General features: G+C 34.5%; 25 protein-coding genes and 1 riboswitch. Of the genes, 10 read left to right on the forward strand and 15 right to left on the reverse strand.

Going from position 1 to position 22,444, the window contains the following annotated elements; genetic code table 11:
- Positions 1 to 299 precede the first annotated feature (299 nt).
- The 5 genes from GJV77_RS06130 to GJV77_RS06150 all read left to right on the forward strand — a co-directional run bounded on the left by GJV77_RS06130 (position 300) and on the right by GJV77_RS06150 (position 5,183).
- Complete coding sequence (locus GJV77_RS06130) at positions 300 to 914, forward strand: 4'-phosphopantetheinyl transferase family protein (protein ID WP_155035501.1); 615 nt, start codon at positions 300 to 302, stop codon at positions 912 to 914.
- 50 nt (positions 915 to 964) lie between these two features.
- Complete coding sequence (locus GJV77_RS06135) at positions 965 to 1,675, forward strand: Bax inhibitor-1/YccA family protein (protein WP_377087317.1); 711 nt, start codon at positions 965 to 967, stop codon at positions 1,673 to 1,675.
- 75 nt (positions 1,676 to 1,750) lie between these two features.
- Positions 1,751 to 2,392 (forward strand): nicotinamide riboside transporter PnuC, encoded by a 642-nt coding sequence (gene pnuC, locus GJV77_RS06140; protein WP_155035503.1) that lies wholly within the window; start codon positions 1,751 to 1,753, stop codon positions 2,390 to 2,392.
- The gene (arfB, locus tag GJV77_RS06145; RefSeq protein WP_155035504.1) at positions 2,355 to 2,753 is read left to right on the forward strand and encodes an alternative ribosome rescue aminoacyl-tRNA hydrolase ArfB; all 399 of its coding nucleotides are present in this window, start codon (positions 2,355 to 2,357) and stop codon (positions 2,751 to 2,753) included. Before pnuC ends, arfB begins: the two co-directional genes overlap by 38 nt.
- 246 nt (positions 2,754 to 2,999) lie before the next feature.
- A complete protein-coding gene (locus GJV77_RS06150; RefSeq protein ID WP_155035505.1) occupies positions 3,000 to 5,183 on the forward strand; it encodes a TonB-dependent receptor in 2,184 nt (727 codons plus the stop codon).
- A gap of 67 nt (positions 5,184 to 5,250) precedes the next feature.
- On the opposite strand, the gene GJV77_RS06155 is transcribed toward GJV77_RS06150, so the two are convergent.
- Positions 5,251 to 5,715: a hypothetical protein gene (locus GJV77_RS06155; RefSeq protein ID WP_155035506.1), complete on the reverse strand. Its 465-nt coding sequence runs from the start codon at positions 5,713 to 5,715 to the stop codon at positions 5,251 to 5,253.
- A 150-nt stretch (positions 5,716 to 5,865) separates the two neighbouring features.
- Here GJV77_RS06155 and greA point away from each other — a divergent pair, with 150 nt between their 5' ends.
- On the forward strand, positions 5,866 to 6,342 hold the full coding sequence (gene greA / locus GJV77_RS06160; protein WP_155035507.1) for a transcription elongation factor GreA: 477 nt from the start codon (positions 5,866 to 5,868) through the stop codon (positions 6,340 to 6,342).
- A 17-nt stretch (positions 6,343 to 6,359) separates the two neighbouring features.
- Positions 6,360 to 6,749: an HIT family protein gene (locus GJV77_RS06165; RefSeq protein WP_155035508.1), complete on the forward strand. Its 390-nt coding sequence runs from the start codon at positions 6,360 to 6,362 to the stop codon at positions 6,747 to 6,749.
- A 38-nt stretch (positions 6,750 to 6,787) separates the two neighbouring features.
- Here GJV77_RS06165 and GJV77_RS06170 read toward each other — a convergent pair whose 3' ends face one another.
- Positions 6,788 to 7,942 carry a sensor histidine kinase gene (locus GJV77_RS06170; protein WP_155035509.1) on the reverse strand — a complete coding sequence of 385 codons (1,155 nt, stop codon included), beginning with the start codon at positions 7,940 to 7,942 and terminating at the stop codon, positions 6,788 to 6,790.
- A gap of 126 nt (positions 7,943 to 8,068) precedes the next feature.
- Here GJV77_RS06170 and GJV77_RS06175 point away from each other — a divergent pair, with 126 nt between their 5' ends.
- From GJV77_RS06175 to aat, 3 genes are read left to right on the forward strand one after another with little or no spacing between them, the layout of a single operon-like run.
- Positions 8,069 to 8,941 (forward strand): flavin reductase family protein, encoded by an 873-nt coding sequence (locus tag GJV77_RS06175; RefSeq protein ID WP_155035510.1) that lies wholly within the window; start codon positions 8,069 to 8,071, stop codon positions 8,939 to 8,941.
- 30 nt (positions 8,942 to 8,971) lie between these two features.
- Entirely contained in the window at positions 8,972 to 9,580 is a 609-nt protein-coding gene (locus GJV77_RS06180) for a DUF3127 domain-containing protein (protein ID WP_155035511.1), read from the forward strand.
- 54 nt (positions 9,581 to 9,634) lie between these two features.
- A complete protein-coding gene (aat, locus tag GJV77_RS06185) occupies positions 9,635 to 10,279 on the forward strand; it encodes a leucyl/phenylalanyl-tRNA--protein transferase (RefSeq protein WP_155035512.1) in 645 nt (214 codons plus the stop codon).
- A gap of 82 nt (positions 10,280 to 10,361) precedes the next feature.
- Here aat and GJV77_RS06190 read toward each other — a convergent pair whose 3' ends face one another.
- The 13 genes from GJV77_RS06190 to GJV77_RS06250 form a co-directional block, all read right to left on the reverse strand.
- A complete protein-coding gene (locus GJV77_RS06190; RefSeq protein ID WP_155035513.1) occupies positions 10,362 to 11,069 on the reverse strand; it encodes a HesA/MoeB/ThiF family protein in 708 nt (235 codons plus the stop codon).
- A gap of 11 nt (positions 11,070 to 11,080) precedes the next feature.
- The gene (gene thiH, locus GJV77_RS06195) at positions 11,081 to 12,196 is read right to left on the reverse strand and encodes a 2-iminoacetate synthase ThiH (RefSeq protein WP_155035514.1); all 1,116 of its coding nucleotides are present in this window, start codon (positions 12,194 to 12,196) and stop codon (positions 11,081 to 11,083) included.
- Positions 12,197 to 12,198: 2 nt separating this feature from the next.
- Complete coding sequence (locus GJV77_RS06200) at positions 12,199 to 12,975, reverse strand: thiazole synthase (protein ID WP_155035515.1); 777 nt, start codon at positions 12,973 to 12,975, stop codon at positions 12,199 to 12,201.
- A complete protein-coding gene (locus tag GJV77_RS06205; protein WP_155035516.1) occupies positions 12,972 to 13,592 on the reverse strand; it encodes a thiamine phosphate synthase in 621 nt (206 codons plus the stop codon). The genes GJV77_RS06200 and GJV77_RS06205 overlap by 4 nt, the downstream gene beginning before the upstream one ends.
- Positions 13,589 to 14,245, reverse strand: a complete 657-nt coding sequence (locus GJV77_RS06210; protein ID WP_155035517.1) for a thiamine phosphate synthase — start codon at positions 14,243 to 14,245, stop codon at positions 13,589 to 13,591. The genes GJV77_RS06205 and GJV77_RS06210 overlap by 4 nt, the downstream gene beginning before the upstream one ends.
- Positions 14,246 to 14,254: 9 nt before the next feature.
- Positions 14,255 to 16,069, reverse strand: coding sequence for a phosphomethylpyrimidine synthase ThiC (thiC, locus tag GJV77_RS06215; RefSeq protein WP_155035518.1), 1,815 nt, complete (start codon positions 16,067 to 16,069; stop codon positions 14,255 to 14,257).
- A 41-nt stretch (positions 16,070 to 16,110) separates the two neighbouring features.
- Positions 16,111 to 16,317, reverse strand: coding sequence for a sulfur carrier protein ThiS (thiS, locus tag GJV77_RS06220; RefSeq protein ID WP_155035519.1), 207 nt, complete (start codon positions 16,315 to 16,317; stop codon positions 16,111 to 16,113).
- A gap of 67 nt (positions 16,318 to 16,384) precedes the next feature.
- Positions 16,385 to 16,481: riboswitch (TPP riboswitch) on the reverse strand.
- A 111-nt stretch (positions 16,482 to 16,592) separates the two neighbouring features.
- A complete protein-coding gene (locus GJV77_RS06225) occupies positions 16,593 to 17,765 on the reverse strand; it encodes a dicarboxylate/amino acid:cation symporter (protein WP_155035520.1) in 1,173 nt (390 codons plus the stop codon).
- 89 nt (positions 17,766 to 17,854) lie between these two features.
- Positions 17,855 to 18,820, reverse strand: a complete 966-nt coding sequence (gene tsf, locus GJV77_RS06230; protein WP_155035521.1) for a translation elongation factor Ts — start codon at positions 18,818 to 18,820, stop codon at positions 17,855 to 17,857.
- A gap of 100 nt (positions 18,821 to 18,920) precedes the next feature.
- Positions 18,921 to 19,658: a 30S ribosomal protein S2 gene (gene rpsB, locus GJV77_RS06235; RefSeq protein ID WP_155035522.1), complete on the reverse strand. Its 738-nt coding sequence runs from the start codon at positions 19,656 to 19,658 to the stop codon at positions 18,921 to 18,923.
- A 142-nt stretch (positions 19,659 to 19,800) separates the two neighbouring features.
- Positions 19,801 to 20,187, reverse strand: coding sequence for a 30S ribosomal protein S9 (gene rpsI, locus GJV77_RS06240; protein WP_155035523.1), 387 nt, complete (start codon positions 20,185 to 20,187; stop codon positions 19,801 to 19,803).
- Positions 20,187 to 20,642 (reverse strand): 50S ribosomal protein L13, encoded by a 456-nt coding sequence (rplM, locus tag GJV77_RS06245; protein ID WP_162521576.1) that lies wholly within the window; start codon positions 20,640 to 20,642, stop codon positions 20,187 to 20,189. Before rplM ends, rpsI begins: the two co-directional genes overlap by 1 nt.
- Before the next feature lie 488 nt (positions 20,643 to 21,130).
- Positions 21,131 to 21,694 carry a 1-acyl-sn-glycerol-3-phosphate acyltransferase gene (locus tag GJV77_RS06250; protein WP_155035525.1) on the reverse strand — a complete coding sequence of 188 codons (564 nt, stop codon included), beginning with the start codon at positions 21,692 to 21,694 and terminating at the stop codon, positions 21,131 to 21,133.
- Positions 21,695 to 22,444: the final 750 nt, after the last annotated feature.

Consider the following 22,444-nt stretch of genomic DNA (forward strand, 5'->3'; position numbering starts at 1 on the left):
TTACTATGCACTAAAAGAATGTATTTGTTTATAAAAAAAAATTGTTTCCTTATTAAGTCTTATACTAATAATTTAATAGTATGAATAATGGATTTTCGAAAAATATAAAACGATCTCCTGTTAATACCCCGAAAAGGTCTACACAATAGTATTTTAAATTGATTTGTTAATCGTTTTTTAAAGATTAGTCAGTTTAGTTTTTTATTTTTAGGAAGTGGAAGGCAGACTCTTCTTTAGGTATTTGGTATATGTAGTAATTTTTAAATGGTTATTTTTGTGGATTTAATTTGATTATAAGCATGCCATTATATAAAACAATAGACCATAGTAAGACAACTACAATTTGCATCTGGAAGGTTGAAGAGACACTTGAAGAGTTGAGAGAAGGTCTTGTATTAAGAGAAGAGACACAAGAGCGCTTGATAAGCATGAAGTCAGAAGTACATCAAAAAGGTTTTTTGGCAATTCGACACTTGCTTATAGCATGTGGGTATTCAGATTTAGATTTGAGCTATGATGCTTGTGGAAAACCGTATTTGAATGATGGAATGGCAATTTCGATTTCGCATTCTTTTGATTATGCGACTATTATAATAGGCAATGAGGTAGTCGGTATAGATATTGAAAAAATAAGAGAGAAAATCATTAGAATAGCGAATAAGTTTTGCCGTTTTGAGGAGTTAGAAATGATTAATCCATTGAATAATATTGAAGAGTTAACAGAGATTTGGTGCGCGAAAGAAGCAATGTTTAAAATGTGTGATTCTCGCAGTCTAAGCTTTAAAGAGGATATGTCTGTTGATTTGAATGGTTTTAGTGAGGTAGGTCAGGCTGCTTTTACACAGCGTTTTAGTTATTATACTGTTAAACTTGAAGGCTTTTTATTAGTATATGCTGTAGTAAGGAAGGATTAGTGTTTTATCTGTTCGTATTTTTTGTAATTTCGTCAAAATATTAAATGGATATGGAAAATAATTTAGGGTATGCAACACCAGTTGCAGATGAATCAGATGCGGTAAGAGCACAGTTTTATAAGAAGACGTATGCTAACTTAGCATTAGGGGTGTTAATGTTTATTGTTTTTGAATTAGTATTGTTAAACACGCCTGTCGTAGTCAATGGAATGATGTCATTTATACTATCAGGGAAATACTCATGGTTGATTGTATTGGGGGCTTTTATGGGGGTGACTTGGTTTGCACAAAGTTTAGCTTATAATTCGGCTAGTAAGCCAAAACAATATGCGGGTTATGCATTGTATGTATTAGCACAAGCATTTATTTTTGTACCACTTTTAGTGATGGCTATGGCACAGACTGGTGATACAAGCTTAATATCACAAGCAGGTATTCTAACTTTAGCATTATTTGGTGGATTGACTGGAGTAGTATTCGGATCAAATGCTAACTTTTCGTTTTTGCGATCAGTGATGATTATAGGATCATTTTTAGCATTAGGAGTTATTGTAGCAGGTATGTTGTTTGGTTTTGAGTTAGGGCTTTGGTTTTCTCTAGCAATGGTAGGATTGGCGTCAATCTCTATTTTATACAATACTTGGCAGATAAAAAATGAGTTTGCAGCAGATCAATATGTAGCAGCTGCATTGTCTTTGTTTGCTTCTTTAATGTTATTGTTCTGGTATATCTTGAGAATTTTAATGAATAGAAATAGTTAATAAAGAAAAATATTAGTCATACATTTGAACCACATTATAGCTATAATGTGGTTTTTTTATGTAAAGAAGGCAGACATGTTTGAGTTTTTTTTTGGTGTCTATAAAGAGGCTACCCTGACACAGGTTGTTTTAGAATGTATCGTGTTTATTTTTGGAATCTTGAGCGTTTGGTATGCGGGTAAGGAAAATATATTAGTGTATCCGACAGGGATTATCGCAACGATTATTAGTGTGTATTTATTATACATAGCTGGCTATTTAGGTGATATGATTTTGAATGGATATTATTCTATCATGAGTGTATATGGTTGGTATAATTGGTCGCGATCAACAGGAGAAGGGGATACGTTGAAAATCAGTAGAACCAATGCGAGGGAAAAGTGGATTGGTATTGGTGTTTTTCTATTGACCTTGATGGTCATTTATGGGGTTTATACCCTAGTAGGAAATGAGATAAAACCTGAAAATTATATTGATATATTTACATCAGGAGTTTTCTTTACAGGGATGTATTATATGGCTCTGAAAAAGATTGAGAACTGGACATTGTGGATTTTTGCGGATTTGATTTCCGTACCATTATATGCTTATAGAGGACTAGGTATCATCGCTGTACAATTTGCTATATTTACTGTATTAGCAATTATGGCTTATATATCGTGGTATAAAATTTTGAAAAATGAAAAAGAAAATAATAGAACAAGAATTGAACTTTAAGGCTGTTCGCAGTGGAGGAGCAGGTGGACAACACGTAAATAAGGTGTCGTCTAAAGTTGTTTTATCTTGGAATTGTCAAAAATCTGTAGGAATAACAGAAGAGGAGAAAGTACTATTATTAGAGCGATTAAAAAATCGAATTAACAAGGATGGAATACTCATTTTGGAGACAGATACGACACGTAGTCAAGTGAAAAATAAGGAGCTTGTCATCAATAAACTGTTTGATTTAATTGCGAAGAGTTTGAAAGTTGATAAAGTTAGAAAAGAGACGAAGGTTCCGAAAAGTGTGATTAATAAACGCAAGGAAACAAAAGTGAAGATGTCTCTCAAAAAGGCCTTGCGTAAACGAGTGCTTTAGGTGTTAGTTTAGATGGGGTAGAACCCCGTATTATAAAGGAATCATTAAGGCTTGTAAATTGGTGAAGAGTAACTATATTTGCAAAACAAAATCTCAAAGGGGTGCCGTACGGCTGAGATCATACCCATAGAACCTGGGCGGGTAATGCTGCCAAGGGATAATACAGTAATTCTATGCTGTAATGGACAATGTGTAATTATTAGTAATAAAAAATAATTGCCCCTTTTATTTGTAAATTTTTTACGAATGAAAAAAACTTTACTTCATCCTATCTACTTTTTAGGATTAATTGCTACAACGACTGCTGTAGCTCAAGAACAGCAAGCAGTAGATACGCTAAAGACTACCGCATTAAACGAGATCCTTGTATCTTCTGTTCGTGTGACTGAGAAAGATCCAATCGCTTTTGAAAACTTATCTAAATCTGCTTTATCTAAGAGAAACTTAGGGCAAGATATTCCTACGATGATGTCCTATATGACTTCTGTAGTGAGTACAACTGATGCTGGTAATGGGATAGGATACTCTAGTTTTCGTGTTAGAGGGACTGATGCTACACGTGTAAATGTAACTTTGAATGGTATTCCTTATAATGATGGAGAGTCTCAAGGTACATTTTGGGTAAATATGCCTGACTTTACTTCTTCGGTGCAGAATATTCAGTTGCAACGTGGGGTAGGAACTTCAACAAATGGGTCAGCAGCATTTGGTGCTAGTTTGAATTTAAACACTGATAATTACGCCTATGATGCATCAGGAGAGATAGCAAACTCTTTTGGTAGTTATAATACGCGCAAGTCGACCGTTAAGTTTAGTACTGGTCTTATCAATGATAAGTTTGAAATAGCAGGACGTTTGTCTGATATGAAATCAGATGGATATATTGACCGTGCATCGTCTCGAATGAAATCTTATTTCTTACAAGGAGCGTATTTAGGAAAAACGTCATTAGTAAAAGCACTAGTTTTTGGTGGAAATCAAAAGACATATCAAGCGTGGAATGGAGTTAGTCAAGAAGAAATTGATGAATTTGGTCGTCGATATAATTCAGCTGGTAAGTATAAAGACGAAAATGGTCAAGTACAGTTTTACGATAATGAGACGGATAATTACAGACAAGATCATTATCAATTGCACTGGAGTGAGAAGTGGTCAGATCTTTGGTCGTCAAATGTATCTTTACACTATACTAAAGGTTTTGGTTTTTATGAGAATTATAAACGTGGTCAAGATTTAGGCTCTTATGGATTAAAACCAGTGGCGGGAAGTAATGGAACAATGATAGAAGAGAGTGATTTGATCCGTCGTAAGTTTTTAGATAACCATTTTTATGGTATGGTATTTAATGCAAATTATACTGGAGATAAAATCAGTGTAATTTTAGGAGGTGCTGCAAATAAGTATGAAGGAGATCACTTTGGAGATATTTTATGGGTAAAAGAACCAGTAGATTATAAATATAAGCAAGAGTATTATAGAGATCATTCAGTGAAAACAGATATGAATTTCTATACGAAAGCGAATTGGCAGTTTGCTAATCAATGGAATTTATATGGAGATTTGCAATATAGACGTGTAACTTATGAAGCAAATGGACAAGATACTGGATTAGTCAATGAGCAATTTAATTTTTTTAATCCTAAAGCAGGGATTATCTATCAGTTAGATGCGGCTAATCAATTTTACTTATCATATGCGCGTGCTAATAGAGAACCTAATCGTACGGACTATGAAGAGAGACAAAAAAACGTTATGCCTAAGCATGAGCAATTAGATGATTTTGAATTAGGGTGGAGATATAAAGGAGATAGAGCAGAGATCAACGTTAATGCGTACTATATGAAGTACAAAGATCAATTGGTCTTAACAGGTCAGCTTAATGATGTCGGAGCTAATGTGAGAGAGAACATTGCGGATAGTTACCGTTTAGGGTTAGAAATAGATGCTAATGTTCGTGTATTAGATCAATTACATTGGTCGCCAAGTATAGCAATTAGCAGTAATAAGAATAGAAATTTGAATTATTCTTGGGCAGGAGAGATGAAAAATTTCGGCAATACATCAATTGCTTTTTCTCCTGATTTTGTAGCATCGAATGCAATTACATATTTACCAATGAAAGGCATGAGTGTTTCCTTGTTGACTAAGTTTGTGGGTGAACAATATATGTCGAACATTGAAACAGAAACCTCAAAGTTAGACTCCTATTTTGTTAATGATCTAAGTGTAAACTATGAGTTCCCAATCAAAGGATGGGTTAAAGGAATACAGCTTTCAGTATTAGCAAATAATATATTTAATACTAAATATATATCTAATGGGTATTATTGGACTGCATATGACGGAGGAAGTAATACGATGTATGATGGAGCGGGATATTATCCACAAGCAGAGTTTAACATCTTAGGAGGTGTGACGATTAAGTTTTAAGTAAATTGAAACAGTTATAAGTTAGTCAAAGAGGGGTGATATTAAGTATTACCTCTCTTTTTTATATCTAGTACCGTATGACAATATTGTCACCTACACGTTTTGTGGGATAGGGTTTTAGTGCATATTGAAGCTTTTGATTGATAGGTCTTCCCCACGTAGCCACGTCGTAATACACTTTTTCTCCATTGTGTAAATGAGTTGCCCTACAATAAAAAAATGTTTTTTGTTTTGGATCTGGACTAAGGATAGAACTACCATCAGGCTGGATAGGATGATTAGGGCAAGTTAGTTCATAGCTAGTATATTCATCCATACCGTTTACTGAATAAATAACCAAACCAGATATTCCATAACCGATAGTATAATTATAATATACGCCACCGGCAATTCGTAGGTCATTAGCAAATACTAATGGAACAGATACATTTACACTTTGGCTAGGTAAATAAGGGTTTGAGTTGCTAATATCGCTCTTGGAACAGCCAATCATTGAGAGTATAGTGATAAAAAGCATTAATGTCTTTTTCATTGTATAAATGTTTGTAAAACAAATATAATTAATTAACTTTGACCTAGTGTTCAAACACAAAAGATTAAAATATAGAAACGTAAAATAAGTACAATATTGTAAGAAATCCCGTAGTTATGGGATTTTTTCTATTTATATAAATCATTAATTATGAGTAAGATTTCGTATTATACTGCAGAAGGTTTAAAGAAATTGAAAGACGAATTGGAGCAGTTAAAAAGTGTTGAGCGTCCGAAGGCTTCTCAAGCAATTGCTGAGGCTAGAGACAAGGGAGATTTATCGGAGAATGCGGAGTACGATGCGGCTAAAGAAGCGCAAGGTTTATTAGAACTTAAAATTGCTAAATTAGAAGAAGTAGTTGCTAGTGCAAGACTAATTGATGAATCACAATTAGATACTTCAAAGGTATTGGTGTTATCAAAAGTTAAGATTAAGAATCAAGCAAATGGAATGCAGTTAACATATACGCTAGTAGCAGAAAGTGAAGCAGATTTGAAAACAGGTAAAATATCTGTGACATCACCTATTGGAAAAGGATTGCTAGGAAAAGTTGTAGGAGACATTGCGGAGATTAAAGTTCCAAATGGAATACTTAATTTTGAGATTTTAGAAATTAGTAGAGACTAATCAAAAACTAAAATAGTATGAGTTCAATATTCACAAAGATTATCAACGGAGAAATACCTGCATATAAGGTTGCTGAGAATGATAAGTTTCTAGCTTTTCTAGATATTAATCCAAATGCAAAGGGACATACATTATGCATTCCTAAACAAGAGATTAATAAGATCTTTGATATGGAAGAAGATCATTATGTAGAGCTAATGAAGTTTTCACGTGAAGTAGCAAAAGCGTTAGAGACGGCAGTGCCTTGTAAACGTATTGGTATGGCTGTGGTAGGGCTTGAGGTACCTCATGTTCACGTACATTTGATTCCATTACAAGAGATGGATGATATGCGTTTTACTAAGAAGGAGAAATTAACACCGAGTGAGTTCGAAGAAGTTGCAAATGCAATTAAAGAATCGCTATAGGGTGTAGTAAATACTATAACGTAAAAAGGTCAGCATCATTAGTGCTGACCTTTTGGTTTTTTATAAGTAATGCAAAAGGTTGTTCCTTTGCCAATTTCAGATTGATGTACACGAATTTTTCCATTTTGAAATTGTTCTACAATTCGCTTGGTTAGTGATAATCCTAATCCCCAACCCCGTTTTTTAGTTGTGTATCCAGGTTCAAAAATTTTGGAATGTAACTTCTTAGGTATTCCACTACCCGTATCGGTAATAAATATATTTACAACTTTAGGGGTATCCTGTACTTGAATACTTATTTTTCCTTTTCCTCTCATAGCATCTATAGCATTTTTGATGAGATTTTCTATTGTCCAACTATGTAGTTCCTTATTGATAGGGATTAGTATAGGATAATTAGGGAAATGAGTAGTGTATTCGATTTGTTTTGAATTTCGGGGGCTTAGATATTCAAATGTTTTTTTTGTCTCTTCTACGATGTCGTGAAGCGTTAATTGTGGTTTTGAACCTATTTTTGAAAATCGGTCAGCAATCGTTTGCAATCTGGAAACATCTTTATAAATTTCAGAAGTTATTTGTTCATCTACATTTTCAAGTTTCATAATTTCTATCCAACCGAGTAGGGAGGATAGGGGAGTTCCTATTTGATGAGCGGTCTCTTTAGCCATTCCTGTCCAAAGTTTGTTTTGCATAGCACTTCTGTGACTACGATAAAAGTTGAAAATTAGAATTGAGAAAAAGAGAAAGACTAACACTAAAGAGATAGGATAGTATTTCAATTTGGTCAATAAAGATGAGTTACCATAATACAAGTATTGTACTTCATCCCCAATAATAACTTCCATAGGGTCATTTTGCGCTTTGAGTTTACGCAAATACTCTTTAGCTTTTTTAGGATTGTTTACAATCTTTTCATCAACATTAATAAAAGAGAGTATGCTGTCATTTTCAGTTGTTTGAACGATGGGAATAGTTTTGTTTTCCGTCAAAATAAGCAAAGACAGACTTAGGCTAGTATCGCTTAGTTTTGCATTATATAAAGTATTTGTTGTTTCTGCCCAAATATTCATTTTAATACGTTCTTCTTCTTTATACATCTGAAAGAAAGAATACGTATTCCATAAGATGACTACTAGCGTAAAGAATGCAGCAGTGACAAGTAACCAGCGAATTATTTCCTTTTTATTGTTCAATTCTTAGTAATTAAGGCATATAAAAGTATATAAATAAAACGAAAAAGGTGTTTTTTGAATTGTAATTGTATAAAATTTTTCATTTCTAAAAGCTTTTGTAAATTTACTACTTTAGAAATGGAAAATATGAAAACTATAAAACCTAATGATATAAGCGTTGTAGAATTACAAGGCTTATTGCAAAGTTCAGTAGGTCCACGACCAATTGCACTTGCTAGTACTGTTGATGCAGATGGAAGACCTAATTTATCACCATTTAGCTTTTTTAATTTATTTAGCGCAAATCCTCCAATATTAGTCTTTTCTCCATCGAGAAGGGTACGTGATAACAGTTGTAAACACACATTGTTTAATGTGCAAGCAACAATGCAGGTTGTGATTAATGTTGTAACCTTTGATATTGTCCAACAAACATCATTGTCAAGTACAGAATATAAAGATGGAGTTAATGAGTTTGAAATGGCTGGTTTCACAATGTTAGCTTCTGATGAGGTACGTCCATTTCGTGTAAAGGAGAGTCCTGTTCAATTTGAATGTAAGGTTCACGAAGTGATAGGATTAGGGAATGAAGGAGGAGCAGGAAACTTAGTAATTTGTGAAGTGGTGAAAATACACGTTTCAGAAGAAATCTTGACTAGTGAAGGAAAAATTGACCAAAAAAAATTAGATTTAGTTTCTCGTATGGGGGGTAATTGGTATTCACGAGCAAATATGGGGATGTTTGAAGTAGAAAAACCATTAACAACATTAGGTTTAGGAGTAGGTGTAATTCCTCAAGAAGCAATAGTTAGCGGGGTTTTTACGGGTAATGATTTAGGAATATTAGGAAACGTAGAAGTGCTGCCTATAGAGGAAGAAATTCAAGTGTTTGTAGAGTCAAATCATGAATTAATGCATATATTGCAATCAGGAAGTATAGTTGATAAATTTAAGCTTGCTAAAAAGTATTTAGAAGAAAATAATGTACCTTTGGCATGGAAAACTATATTGGCAAAATAGTAAATTAAAAACGAGGAAAATATTTAAAAGATGGAAGTTACTGGAAGAATCAAGTTGATAGGACATACACAAGATATAAGCTCAAGCTTTAGAAAGAGAGAGGTAGTAGTAACTACTGAAGATCAATATCCACAACACATATTGATTGAGTTTACTCAAGATAGAGTAGGTTTATTGGATACGTTTCAAGTAGGTGAGCCAGTGCGTGTTTCTATAAACTTAAGAGGGAGAGAATGGGTAAGCCCACAAGGAGAAACTAGATACTTCAATACAATTCAAGGTTGGAGAATTGAAAAGTTAGGAGCTGAGCAACCAAACTACAATAACCAACAAGCTCCTGAACAAGGTTTTGGAGGAAATGCTCCACAAGGTCAGCAACAACAAGGAGGTTTTAATCAACAGCAAGGAGGTTTTAATCAACAGCAAGGAGGTTTTAATCAACAGCAGCAACAAGGAGGTTTTAATCAACAGCAACAGCAAGGAGGTTTTAATCAACAGCAACAGTATGCAGGAGGTTTTAACCAACAACAGCAACAAGGAGGTTTTAATCAAAACCAACAAGGACAACAGAATGTGGGGAATCAATTCCCGCCTGCTTCAAGTTACAATGAAGAGGATCACGATGATTTACCATTCTAATTTATAAAATTAAAATCCCTAAGTTATCTTAGGGATTTTTTTATCTTTTTTTATATGATAACACTTTTAGATGAACACTACTTGTATTTTCCCAATGTAGATGAAACGCATGAGTCGGGTATTATTGCCTTAGGGGGAGACTTGTCAGTTGATCGACTGCTGTTGGCGTATAGTTCAGGTATTTTTCCATGGTTTGAAGATGGAGAGCCAATTACTTGGTGGGCTCCAAATCCTCGAATGGTTTTGTTTTTTGATCAATTAAAAGTGTCAAGGAGTATGCGAAATGTCTTGAGTAAAGGTGTTTTTCGTATTACATGGAATACCGCTTTTCGGGAGGTAATGTTGAATTGTCAAAATGTACCACGTCGAGGACAACTAGGAACATGGATAACAGATGATATGTTAGAAGCATATTGTAAGTTGAATGAGATAGGAGCTGCTAAATCAATTGAGGTATGGCAAGGAAATGAACTTGTTGGGGGGTTATATGGGATTGATTTAGGTCATATCTTTTGTGGGGAGAGTATGTTTTCTAAAGTTTCTAATGCTAGTAAGGTAGCCTTTATTTACTTAAGTTATTATTTAGAAGCTGAAGGATATAAGTTATTGGATTGTCAGGTGTATAACGACCATTTAGCTAGCTTGGGAGCAGTAGAAATCCCTAGAGAAGTATTTATGGAGTATTTGTATGATCGTTAGTATCTTTCGTATCTAAAAGGATAAACCTCTAAATACCGATATAGTCGTATATTTGAGAGGTTTTTTTATTATTGATTTGTATTCAATAGGTAAGTAAATCAGTTTGCCAAGTGAGTGTATCAATTAGGAGTAATTTGTTTGTAAGGCAAGGTAATTCTAAGACTACTTTAAGTGTTTCATGAGCCATAATAGTTCCGATGATACCTGGGAATGTACCTAATACACCATTTAAAGCACAGTTTTGGACATCTTCTTTTTTGGGTGGCGTTGGAAATAAGTCACGTAGATTAGCTGAGTTTTTGTGATTAAATACGCTTATTTGACCTTTGAAACCAAGTATACTTCCGTAGATAACTGTTTTGTCTAATAAGACGGCTGTATCATTGACTAAATAGCGTGTTTCGAAATTGTCACTACCATCTACGATTATTTCATATTGATTAAAAAGATGTATTGCATTTAGTTCAGTCAGCTTTTCATTATATGAGATAATATGTATGTGTGGATTGAGCTCTTTAATCTTTTTTTGAGCGATAATTGTTTTGCTTTCTCCTATTTCAGCTTCTGTGTATAATGTTTGTCGATGTAGATTATGCTGTTCAATAATATCATGATCAATAATGGCTAATGTCCCAATTCCACAACTAGTTAAATAGGTGAGTATTGGCGAGCCCAATCCACCAGCTCCTATGACAAGTATCTTAGCAGCTTTAATTTTATTCTGGCCTTCTACTCCCACTTCAGGTAAGTTCATTTGCCTATTATACCGTAAAAAATCCGTTATATCCATAGTTCAGCCTTTTATTGTTGGTAAAATGTTTTGTCCCAATCTTTCCATACAGGATCATAACCTGCTGTTTTTATTAGGTTGTATATTTCTGTCGTATTTCTATTATCACAGATTTCAAATTGTTCTAGAGAGTCTTCATCTACACTATATCCTCCTGGGTTTGTTTTAGAACCAGCACTCATCGTTGTTGCTCCAAGTTTGAATACATTATTTCTTAATAATTCACTTTCTCTTGTAGAGATTGAGATTTCTAAATCTTCATTCCAAAGGCGATAAGCACAGATTAATTGAATAAGATCTCTGTCTTCCATAATGAAGTTTGGTTCTATAACACCTTCTGCAGGTCGTAGTCGTGGAAAAGAAACAGAGTATTTAGTTTGCCAATAGGTCCGCTGTAGATAATCGATGTGTAATGCATTGAAAAAACTATCTACTCGCCAGTCCTCTAGTCCAAGTAATACTCCTAGTCCAATTTTGTGAATACCTGACTTACCGATTCTATCTGGAGTATCTAGGCGATATTCAAAGTTTGATTTTTTACCTTTAGGATGATATTGTTTATAAACTTCTTGATGATAGGTTTCTTGATAGACTAATACGGCATATACGCCTATATCCGCTAGTTCTTTGTATTCGTTTTCTTTTAAAGGCTGTACTTCTATTGAAATAGAAGAAAAGGATTGTTTTATTTGAGTTATACTTTGTTTGAAATATTGGAGATTGACGATATGGTTTGCTTCGCCAGTTACAAGGAGAATACTATCATATCCTTGAGATTTTATTATTGAAACTTCTTGCTCTATTTCTTTTGCTGTAAGTGTTTTTCGTTTGATCTTATTATCTAAGCTAAACCCACAATATGTACAAATATTGTTACACTCATTGCTGAGATACATTGGTGCATATAGGGATATTGTCTTTCCAAATCTTTTTTGAGTTAGTTGTTGGCTACATTGTGCCATTTCTTCTAAGTAAGGAGTAGCCGCTGGAGAGATGAGGTGGAGAAAGTCTGTTAAGGTTCTATTCGATTGACTAAGACTTTGTTTTACTTGTCTATCAGTCGTATTATAAATAACCTTTTTGACGTTATCCCAATTGTATTGTTGATATGTATTAATGAAAGACATAGTTAATCTAATAAAAATGCGGTTAATGGACTTGATGCATTGGCGTTGTCGGTTATAGCGCCTAACTTAGCTTCATAAGCTAATCGACCTGCATATACTGCTTTTTTAAAAGCAATAGCCATTTGTTCTGGATTCCCATTGACAGCTATTGCAGTATTGACTAATACAGCATCTGCCCCAATTTCCATTGCTTTTGCAGCATCTGAAGGTGATCCAATGCCTGCATCTACGATGACAGGGACTTTACTGTTTTCAATTATAATTTCTAGAAAGTCTATTGTGCGAAGACCTTTATTGGTTCCAATTGGTGAGCCTAGTGGCATAACAGCAGAGGTTCCCACCTCTTCAAGTCTTTTGCACAATACTGGATCTGCATGTATATAAGGTAAAACAATAAAGCCTTGTTTAACTAATTCTTCAGTGGCTTTGAGCGTTTCTATTGGATCTGGAAGTAAATACTTCGGGTCTGGGTGTATTTCTAGTTTTAGCCAATTAGTCTCTAGTGCTTCTCTAGCAAGTTGAGCTGCAAATATGGCTTCTTTAGAGTTTCTAGCTCCTGAAGTATTTGGTAATAGGTTTATATGTGGGTGCTGTAAGTGTGTCAATATAGTGTCAGTATCCGTTGTTGTATCTATACGTTTTAATGCAACAGTAACTAATTCACTAGCTGAAGCTAAGGTTGCTTTTTCCATTTCACTGTTAGAACCATATTTTCCAGTACCTAAGAATAGACGTGAATGAAAAGTTTTGTCTGCAATTTTTAGTACTTGTGTTTTCATGATAGTAAATTGTTTAGTTGTTTTATTAGCATTGGCTTATCGTTTATGTGTTGTAATAATCCAGAAATAGCTATTCCGTCTACCCCCATTTGTTTTAGTGCTCCAACATCTTCTAATTGTATACCTCCAATCGCAATGATAGGTATATTGATACCCAATGCTTTGGTTTGTGTGATTAACTTATTATACCCTGTCAGACCTAGAACAGGACTTAGATTTTTCTTAGTTTGTGTGAATTGATAGGGTCCTAGACCGATATAATCACAAGATTCACGATGTCTTAATAAAATATCTTCAAATGTATTTGTGGTACCTCCAATAATTTTGTTAGGGATTATTTGTCTTGCGCACTTTATAGTCATATCGTTTAGGCCTAAATGAACTCCATCAGCATCGATGGCTTTTGCTAGGTCAACATGGTCGTTTATGATTAAAGTAGCATTGTATTGTTCACACAGTTTCTTTACTTGCTCTGCTGTATTCCAAAGTGTGGTTTTAGTTGCCGATTTAAATCTGTATTGAACCCATTTTTGTCCAGCAGCTAATACGGCCTCAATATGGTATAATTGCTCTTGTGGTGTGTCACCATCACTGATATAATGTATTTTGTTAATCATAATTGTTGTGTATTTCTTTGATTAATCCAGTATTTCTGTTCTAGACTTAAGCATTGGTCAAAGGTTGTGATTGGATTTATTGACGTCCATAAACTGCCTAGTAATGCGTAGTCATCTACCCCTATTTTAGCAAGTGTTTTGATATGCTGAGGTTGTATTCCTCCTAATGCAATTAAGATGAGTTGATCGTTTGTACGTTTGCGCAATTCAATTGTCCAATCAATTGACGATTGATATCCAGGCTTTGAGATACTCGGATAAATAGGACTGATGAATGATCTGCTTACTTGTGTTGGTAAGTTATTAGCCTCTGATATGTTATGCACAGATGTTGATAACTTTGGTATATAACTGGTAAACATATTTATAAATTCATCTTTCACTGTTGATAAGTGTATATAATCAAGGTTAAAGTTGTTGATAAGTGTTATATATTGTTGATAACTACCTTTTTTATTGTTGATAACCGATTTTGGTATATGGATAACTAATCGTTTCCTGTGGTGCGTTTCGATTGTTTCTATCCAGTGGAATAACTGGTCGATTGACATATCTGGTTTTCGAACATGCAATAAAGACAAGCCTTTATCAAACATTGTATTGATAAGGCTTGCTTCATTTTTGATATCATTTGGATAAGTTATGATAACCATTATTAACTGCTATAAATAGATTTCTTTTCCTGCATCTATAAACTCTTCTGATTTTTGACGCATTCCTTGTTCGGCGGTATCTCTAATTTCTTGGGAAATCTTCATCGAGCAGAATTTTGGTCCACACATCGAGCAGAAATGCGCTACTTTAGCTCCATCGGCCGGCAATGTTTCATCGTGGTACTCTCTTGCTGTATCTGGATCAAGAGAAAGGTTAAATTGGTCTTCCCATCTAAACTCAAAGCGTGCTTTGCTAAGTACATTGTCTCTGTATTGTGCACCAGGGTGTCCTTTTGCTAAGTCTGCTGCATGGGCAGCAAGCTTATAGGTGATCACGCCATCTTTTACATCTTTTTTATTTGGTAAACCTAAGTGTTCTTTTGGTGTAACATAACATAACATTGCTGTTCCGTACCACCCTATCATGGCTGCACCAATAGCAGAAGTGATATGATCATATCCAGGTGCAATGTCTGTAGTTAATGGGCCTAAGGTATAGAAAGGAGCTTCACCACAATCGCGTAATTGCTTTTCCATATTCTCTTTAATCATGTGCATAGGGACATGACCTGGTCCTTCTATCATTACTTGTATATCGTGTTTCCACGCTATTTTAGTTAATTCTCCTAGTGTTTCAAGTTCTGCAAATTGAGCTGCATCATTTGCGTCAGCTATTGATCCTGGTCTTAGTCCATCTCCTAGTGAGAACGCTACATCATATTTCTTCATGATTTCACAAATTTCTTCAAAGTGAGTATAAAGAAAGTTTTCTTTATGGTGAAACAAACACCATTTAGCCATTATTGACCCTCCGCGTGATACGATGCCTGTTACTCGATTAGCTGTTAAGTGGATGTAGCGCAATAGTACCCCTGCGTGAATGGTAAAATAAGAAACACCTTGTTCGGCTTGTTCAATAAGTGTATCTCTAAATATTTCCCAAGTAAGGTCTTCTGCTATTCCTTTTACTTTTTCTAATGCTTGATAGATCGGTACCGTTCCAATTGGTACTGGAGAGTTGCGTATAATCCACTCTCTAGTTTCATGTATATTTTTACCTGTTGATAAGTCCATAATTGTATCAGCTCCCCAGCGACAGGCCCAAACAGCTTTTTCTACTTCCTCTTCTATGGATGAGGTTACAGCACTGTTTCCAATGTTAGCGTTAATTTTAACTAAGAAGTTTCGTCCAATAATCATTGGCTCGCTTTCAGGGTGATTGATATTGTTAGGTATGATAGCACGCCCACTAGCTATTTCGTCTCTTACAAATTCAGGTGTGATATATTTTAATGGGGTATTTGCTCCGAAACTATTTCCGTGATGTTGTTGTCTCATAGCTTCAGGAGCATTGTTTAACTGTTCTATGCGTTGATTTTCACGTATTGCTACATATTCCATCTCTGGAGTAATAATCCCTTTTTTAGCGTAGTGTAGTTGTGTTACATTAGCACCTTGTTTGGCTTCTTTAGGTTTATGTCTAAATTCAAAGCGTAGATGATCGAGTTTTTCATCAGCTAGACGTGCTTTTCCATACTCCGATGTGATGGATGTTAATGTGTTACAATCATTGCGGTCTGTTATCCATTGCGCTCTAATACGAGGGATACCTTTTCGTATATCAATTTGAATATTTGCATCTGTATACGGACCTGAAGTATCATAGATCGTAATAGGAGGGTTTTTTTCTACTTGACCATTGCTTAGCTTGGTGTCACTTAACGTGATTTCTCGCATTGCTACTTTTATTGGAAAGAGTGTTCCTTCGATGTAAACTTTTTTTGAATTTGGAAAAGGCGTTTGTGAAATTTTCTGTTGTCCCATTGTTTTAATTAGTTATTAGAAGTATTAAGTAAAAAATGGAATCAACCACCCTGAGTTGCTGTGATTATAAGTATTGTGTCGTTTTCCTTTAATAGAAATGTAGACCAATTTTTTTTAGCAATAACGACTTGATTAATAGCTACAGCTATTCCGTTCTGCTTGTTTGGTTGTATACTGTCTAATAAGGATTGAATGTTAGTAACATTCGAATCTACATGTACTTGTTGATTGTTGATTTTTAGTTCCATTCCTTTTGTTTAAGTTGCAACTTTAGGAATGGCTACAATAAAGTAGGGTACGGAGGTACCTAACTAGTGAAGTCATCTTACTTTTCCCTACGCTAGTATGAACTAGATCAGGTTCAAAGGGTGAGTCTCAGCCTACAAATGTGTAGACACCCCTAAAGTGTGAGACAAATATAGATAAATATCTTATACTTAAATAGTATTAAGAGAAAAGAATTTGATTCAAAAAAAATGCCGAGTATTTACTCGGCATTATATATAGGTTGATTATAATTGTGTTATGAAGCAGCGACTTTGTTTTGTCCGATTCGATTGACAATTATGGCAATAGCTCCATCTCCCATTACATTACATGCTGTTCCAAAACTATCCATCGCAATGTATAGTGCAATCATTAAACTTTGTTGTTCTGTATTAAATCCTAGAATCGAGCTTAGTACACCTAATGAAGCCATAATGGCTCCTCCGGGAACACCTGGTGCTGCAACCATAGCTACACCTAACATACAAATAAACCCTATCATTTCCCCAAACTCTATAACTTCTCCTTGTACTAACATTAAAGCTATGGCACAGGCTACAATCTTTAATGTACTTCCTGATAGATGTATAGTTGCACATAAAGGAATTGTGAATCCAGCAATTTTAGGATCTACATTATTGGCTAATGTTTGTTTTAGGGTAACTGGAATTGTTGCGGCAGATGATTGTGTACCCAACGCAGTAAAATATGCAGGTAACATATTTTTCATCAGTTTAAAAGGATTCTGCTTTCCAATAATGCCTGCAATAACGTATTGAAAGACTAAAACAAAGATATGAAGGATAAATATAACCCCAATAATCTTGATAAAGGTGTCAAGTACTACGAATACTTGTCCATTATAAGTCATATTTAAAAAGATACCAAAAATAAAAAGTGGTAAGAAAGGTATGATTGCCTTGTTTATTAGTGCCATAATTACCTTTTGGAAATCATTAAATACTCCTTCTAGGTATTGAAGGTTGTTTTTAGAAATACCAATTCCTAAAACAAATGAGATAATTAAAGCACTCATCACATCAAATAATGGTGGCATTTCAATGGAGAAGTACGGTTTTAAGGTTCTTGTAGCTTCTTGTACCTGACTCATTTCTCCTGTATTTAATAAGTTGGGAAATGTGGAAATACTAACTCCATAAGAGATGAGACCTGCAAAAAGTGTAGAACCATAGGCTATGGCTGTTGTGATTAACAATAAACGACCTGCATTTTTGCCAATATTACCAATGGCAGGGACGATAAGCCCGATAATGATCAGAGGAATTGCAAATCCTAAGAAGTCACCAAATATACTATTGAAAGTACTGAATACTCTACCGATTTCTTCCGGTAGATAGTTACCTAACACGCTACCTAATCCGATAGCAATAATAATCTGTATTAACAGATTCTTTTTTAAGAAATTCATAATAAAAATAGTTGTGTTCGGTAAATGTAATAAAAAAAAGCCTCAGTTGGTACTGAGGCTTTAATAAATATTGCTAAATAGTTAGGTGATTATCCTAAGCTAGCTCTTTTGAATCCAGTGATTTCAACATTGAAACCTTTTACATAGTCACCAACTTTTTTAGCCTCATCTTTAATAAAGTTTTGGTCTAATAAAGCTTTTTCTTGATCTAATGTAGTGTTGTCACTGATGAAACGTTGAATTTTTCCAGGAATAATTCTTTCCCAAATATTTTCTGGTTTACCTTCAGCTTTTAATTCAGCTTTAGCATCTTCTTCTGCTTGTTTTAATACTTCGTCAGTGATTTGAGAATAAGAAATGAACTGAGGTACATTTTTAAGTGTTTTACCTAAACGTACTAATTCTTCATTTTCTTTAACGATAGCAGCGATACGAGCTTCAGTTTCTTTAGCTACGAATTCAGGATCAAAATCTTTGTAAGATAATGTCTCGGCACCCATAGAAGCAACTTGCATAGAAATATCTTTTGTTAATTCATCAGCTTTAGCAATAGCTTCTGAAATAGCAGTGATCGCAGCAATTTTATTTCCGTGGATATAAGTACCGATATAAGCTCCTTCTAATACTTCGAAAGAACCGATTTCGATTTTCTCACCAATTACACCTGTTTGCTCAACACATTTTTCAGCAACAGTTAAAGCATCGTTGAATTTAGAAGCTAAGAATTCTTCTTTAGAGTTGAAGTTGATAGCTTTTTGAGCTAATTCTTTTGCTAAAGCAACGAAATCCTCGTTTTTACCTACGAAGTCAGTCTCACAGTTTAATGTGATAACAACTCCTCTAGTTTTATCATCGTTTACGTAAGAAATTGCAACACCTTCACTTGACTCACGGTCAGAACGGTTAGCAGCAACTTTTTGTCCTTTTTTACGTAAAACTTCGATAGCTTTATCGAAATCACCTTCAGCCTCTACTAAAGCTTTTTTACAGTCCATCATTCCGGCACCTGTATGTTGTCTAAGCTTGTTTACTTCTGCAGCAGTAATATTTGCCATTGTTCGTTGTATTAAAAAATTAAAAAAAAAAGTCGTTATCGACAGCTAATACAAATGTAAAAAACTATGCGCATAACGACTTTATGATATTGTTAAAAAATTATGCTTTAGGAGCTTCTACTTTCGCAGTAGCGTCTTCTTTTTCAGACTTTCTTTCTGCATTACCTTCGATAATTGCAGAAGTAACTAAAGATAATATTTTTTCAATTGATTTAGAAGCATCGTCGTTTGATGGTATAACGAAATCAACTTGACGTGGGTCAGAGTTAGTATCTACCATAGCGAAGATCGGAATGTTTAATTTTTGAGCTTCTTTAATCGCAATGTGTTCAGCTTTGATATCAACTACAAATAGAGCTGCTGGTAGACGAGTCATATCAGCGATTGAACCTAAGTTCTTCTCTAATTTTGCACGTAAACGGTCAACTTGTAAACGTTCTTTCTTTGAAAGAGTTAAAAACGTACCGTCTTTTTTCATTCTATCGATTGAAGCCATTTTCTTAACAGCTTTACGAATAGTAACGAAGTTTGTTAACATACCACCTGGCCATCTTTCAGTGATGTAAGGCATGTTAGCTGCAGCTGCTTTTTCAGCTACGATGTCTTTCGCTTGCTTTTTAGTTGCAACGAAAAGAACTTTTCTTCCTGATGCAGCAATTTTTTTCAAAGCTTCATTAGCTTCTTCAATTTTAGCTGCAGTTTTATATAGATTGATAATGTGAATACCATTACGCTCCATATAGATGTAAGGAGCCATATTTGGGTCCCATTTTCTAGTCATGTGTCCGAAGTGAACACCTGCTTCTAGTAATTCTTTAACTTCTACTTTGTTTGCCATTTTTGTAATAGTTTACGTTCTGTTACTTTAGCAATGATAAGGTAGCGAATATATATTCGGTCCCGACCATTTAGATGCTAAACTACCTCTTGCCTCGACAAGTGGGCAACAAAAACTTAGATTTTTTAATAATATGTAAATATTAACGTTTAGAGAATTGGAATCTCTTACGAGCTTTCTTCTGACCGAATTTCTTACGCTCTACCATACGTGGGTCACGTGTTAGTAATCCTTCTGGTTTTAAGATTGCTCTGTTTTCAACTTCTACTTCACACATCGCTCTAGCAATTGCCATACGCACTGCCTCAGCTTGTCCTGTAGTTCCTCCTCCGTATACATTTACTTTGATATCAAAATTCTCAGCATTCTCAGTTAATGTAAGAGGCTGTAAAACTTTGTACTGTAATGTTCCAGTAGGGAAATAAGTTTTAAAATCTTTTTTGTTTACTGTGATGTTTCCTGTTCCTTCTGAAACATAAACACGAGCCACAGCAGTTTTTCTTCTTCCGATTTTGTGAATAACTCCCATTACTTAATTTCGTTTAAATTAACGGTTTTAGGTTGTTGAGCTTCGTGTTTGTGCTCAGCACCTACATTTACATTTAGATTACGGAATAATTGTGATCCTAATTTGTTTTTAGGCAACATTCCTTTTACTGCTTTCTCGATTAATAATGCAGGGTTTTTTTGTTGCATTTCTTTAGCAGTTAATGATCTTTGTCCTCCTGGGTAACCTGTGTGACGGATGTAAGTTTTCTCGTCTAATTTGTTACCTGTTAGGTTGATTTTTTCTGCGTTGATAACGATTACGTTGTCTCCACAGTCCACGTGAGGCGTGTAATTTGTTTTGTGTTTACCTCTTAAAAGTACTGCAACTTTTGAAGCAAGACGTCCCAAATTTTGGCCTTCAGCATCTACTACTAACCACTCTTTTTGAGAAGTTGCTTTGTTAGCCGATACTGTCTTGTAGCTTAAACTTTCCACAATAAATTTGTATTTAATTAAACATTCCATTCCCAATTAAGGGAGTGCAAAATTACATAAATTCTTTTACTATACAAATTTCTACTTTGTTTTTTCAAAAATATTGGTTCTCAATTATTTGAGCTACAACTGTCTCTGTTTTATTTTAGGTCGTTATTTGGGTATTTTTATCTGTATTTGGTTGTGTATTATTTAGTCGCCTTTTTTGGGTTTCAATTCACTAAAATTAAATTACTTAATACAAATTTTCGCTTTTTGTCTTTTGTGTGATTGTTTTCTTTTTTAATTGTACACCTGTCGGAATACGTTGTTGCGTTTGTTGATATTCTTCTTGTATCTCTATCCGTTGTTACTGAGCTATATTGCCCTAAATCGTCTATATTATTTAGTTTGTACAGTGTCTTAAAACAGTAAATGCTAAAGCAGTGAAGCTTTAGCATTTTTATCTTTCTGTTTAAATAATAGACATTGTCTAATAGTGATTTTACTTAATACAATTTTGGATTGTAGTTCTCGGGATACTTTGCCATCTCAGGATAGTAATAAGGACTGATTTTATCTAAAGCTTCTTCGAAACTTAAATCGCGTAAAGACATTAGTGCGAAGATCCCACACTCTTTCTTTCGATAGTCTGCATAACATAATGCGATTGGAACATCTGCTTGTTTTGCTATTTGATAAAATCCTTGTTTCCACTTCTCTGAAAAGGAACGGGTACCTTCTGGTGTATTGACAATTGCTATCTTGTCCGCCTCATTAATTATGTCCACGGCATAAGCCACTAGATTTTGTCTTTTTGTACGATCGACTCCTATGCAGCCTAATGCTTTGAAAAAAAATCCAAACCAAGATTTAGTATAGTAATCTTTTATAAACATTTTGAACGGTACTCCCATGATCCAAAAGCAAGCAAGGCTATAGTAAAAATCCCAATTTGATGTATGTGGGACACAGATTAAGACTGTTTTTTTTGCTTCATCTATAGAAATGCCATTTGTATTTAGTTTCCAACCGGTTACTCCTAACATTATTCGTCCCAGAAGTTTCTTCATTTTGTTTGCTTTACAATTTATACGTGACAAATATAGGATAAAATGATTGTTGTCTAGCTTTAGATGTTTTTTTCTAAAGAAGTGTTCACAATGAAATAACATTTTTTAAAAGATGAGATACTTAAAATCCTTTATGCAATCTGCTTGAGTACAGTGCGTGCTTGTTATTGTTATTTGTGTTTACGAGATTATTATTGAATTATCTTTTTGTTTTACACCATATTGTTTCATTGTGACTTTTTTTCTACATTGGACCATTGTCAAAATAAAGATTAGACAGTATATATGGGAGTATCGGTCTATATTCAACCAAGCTATATGTAGATAGTGACTGGATAATTTATTATCTAGCCTTTGTTTGAAGGTAATATGTAAACGCTATCGGCTATGATGTAAACATACAGCACCCCAAAGGGGTGTCTTAAAAAAGTGTACAGTAAATAGTCGGATTATAAACTAAAACTGTACAGCTATAGTAGGACGAAACATTATTGTTTTTGTATGGTCGGGATATGATCGGGGCTTTTTTTGTAAAAATATCCCGACCATATCCTAATCAATACTCATTCATTTTGAGATAATAGCAATACGGGGTTGGTTTTTACTAATAAGGCGATTGTAGACTATAAGTAGGTTTGTATTGATTTACTAGTGCGTATAAATAAAAAAAGGAGTAGCGAGAGCAACTCCTTTTTTTGGGAAAAGTTTAGGAATATCCTAATCAAACAATTAGGACTTTGGTTTTTTATT

The organism is Myroides pelagicus (genome assembly GCF_009711055.1).
Taxonomy (GTDB): Bacteria; Bacteroidota; Bacteroidia; order Flavobacteriales; family Flavobacteriaceae; genus Flavobacterium; species Flavobacterium pelagicum.

Bases quoted from the DNA above. Each gene is read 5' to 3' on its own strand.
- aat (WP_155035512.1), top strand. From the start codon at position 9,635: ATGATAACACTTTTAGATGAACACTACTTGTATTTTCCCAATGTAGAT.
- thiC (WP_155035518.1), bottom strand. From the start codon at position 16,069: ATGGGACAACAGAAAATTTCACAAACGCCTTTTCCAAATTCAAAAAAA.
- rpsB (WP_155035522.1), bottom strand. From the start codon at position 19,658: ATGGCAAACAAAGTAGAAGTTAAAGAATTACTAGAAGCAGGTGTTCAC.
- rpsI (WP_155035523.1), bottom strand. From the start codon at position 20,187: ATGGGAGTTATTCACAAAATCGGAAGAAGAAAAACTGCTGTGGCTCGT.
- pnuC (WP_155035503.1), top strand. From the start codon at position 1,751: ATGTTTGAGTTTTTTTTTGGTGTCTATAAAGAGGCTACCCTGACACAG.
- greA (WP_155035507.1), top strand. From the start codon at position 5,866: ATGAGTAAGATTTCGTATTATACTGCAGAAGGTTTAAAGAAATTGAAA.
- GJV77_RS06165 (WP_155035508.1), top strand. From the start codon at position 6,360: ATGAGTTCAATATTCACAAAGATTATCAACGGAGAAATACCTGCATAT.
- tsf (WP_155035521.1), bottom strand. From the start codon at position 18,820: ATGGCAAATATTACTGCTGCAGAAGTAAACAAGCTTAGACAACATACA.
- GJV77_RS06210 (WP_155035517.1), bottom strand. From the start codon at position 14,245: ATGGTTATCATAACTTATCCAAATGATATCAAAAATGAAGCAAGCCTT.
- thiH (WP_155035514.1), bottom strand. From the start codon at position 12,196: ATGTCTTTCATTAATACATATCAACAATACAATTGGGATAACGTCAAA.
- thiS (WP_155035519.1), bottom strand. From the start codon at position 16,317: ATGGAACTAAAAATCAACAATCAACAAGTACATGTAGATTCGAATGTT.
- GJV77_RS06200 (WP_155035515.1), bottom strand. From the start codon at position 12,975: ATGAAAACACAAGTACTAAAAATTGCAGACAAAACTTTTCATTCACGT.
- GJV77_RS06205 (WP_155035516.1), bottom strand. From the start codon at position 13,592: ATGATTAACAAAATACATTATATCAGTGATGGTGACACACCACAAGAG.
- GJV77_RS06150 (WP_155035505.1), top strand. From the start codon at position 3,000: ATGAAAAAAACTTTACTTCATCCTATCTACTTTTTAGGATTAATTGCT.
- arfB (WP_155035504.1), top strand. From the start codon at position 2,355: ATGAAAAAGAAAATAATAGAACAAGAATTGAACTTTAAGGCTGTTCGC.
- GJV77_RS06135 (WP_377087317.1), top strand. From the start codon at position 965: ATGGAAAATAATTTAGGGTATGCAACACCAGTTGCAGATGAATCAGAT.
- GJV77_RS06180 (WP_155035511.1), top strand. From the start codon at position 8,972: ATGGAAGTTACTGGAAGAATCAAGTTGATAGGACATACACAAGATATA.
- GJV77_RS06250 (WP_155035525.1), bottom strand. From the start codon at position 21,694: ATGAAGAAACTTCTGGGACGAATAATGTTAGGAGTAACCGGTTGGAAA.
- GJV77_RS06175 (WP_155035510.1), top strand. From the start codon at position 8,069: ATGAAAACTATAAAACCTAATGATATAAGCGTTGTAGAATTACAAGGC.
- GJV77_RS06190 (WP_155035513.1), bottom strand. From the start codon at position 11,069: ATGGATATAACGGATTTTTTACGGTATAATAGGCAAATGAACTTACCT.
- GJV77_RS06130 (WP_155035501.1), top strand. From the start codon at position 300: ATGCCATTATATAAAACAATAGACCATAGTAAGACAACTACAATTTGC.
- GJV77_RS06155 (WP_155035506.1), bottom strand. From the start codon at position 5,715: ATGAAAAAGACATTAATGCTTTTTATCACTATACTCTCAATGATTGGC.
- GJV77_RS06225 (WP_155035520.1), bottom strand. From the start codon at position 17,765: ATGAATTTCTTAAAAAAGAATCTGTTAATACAGATTATTATTGCTATC.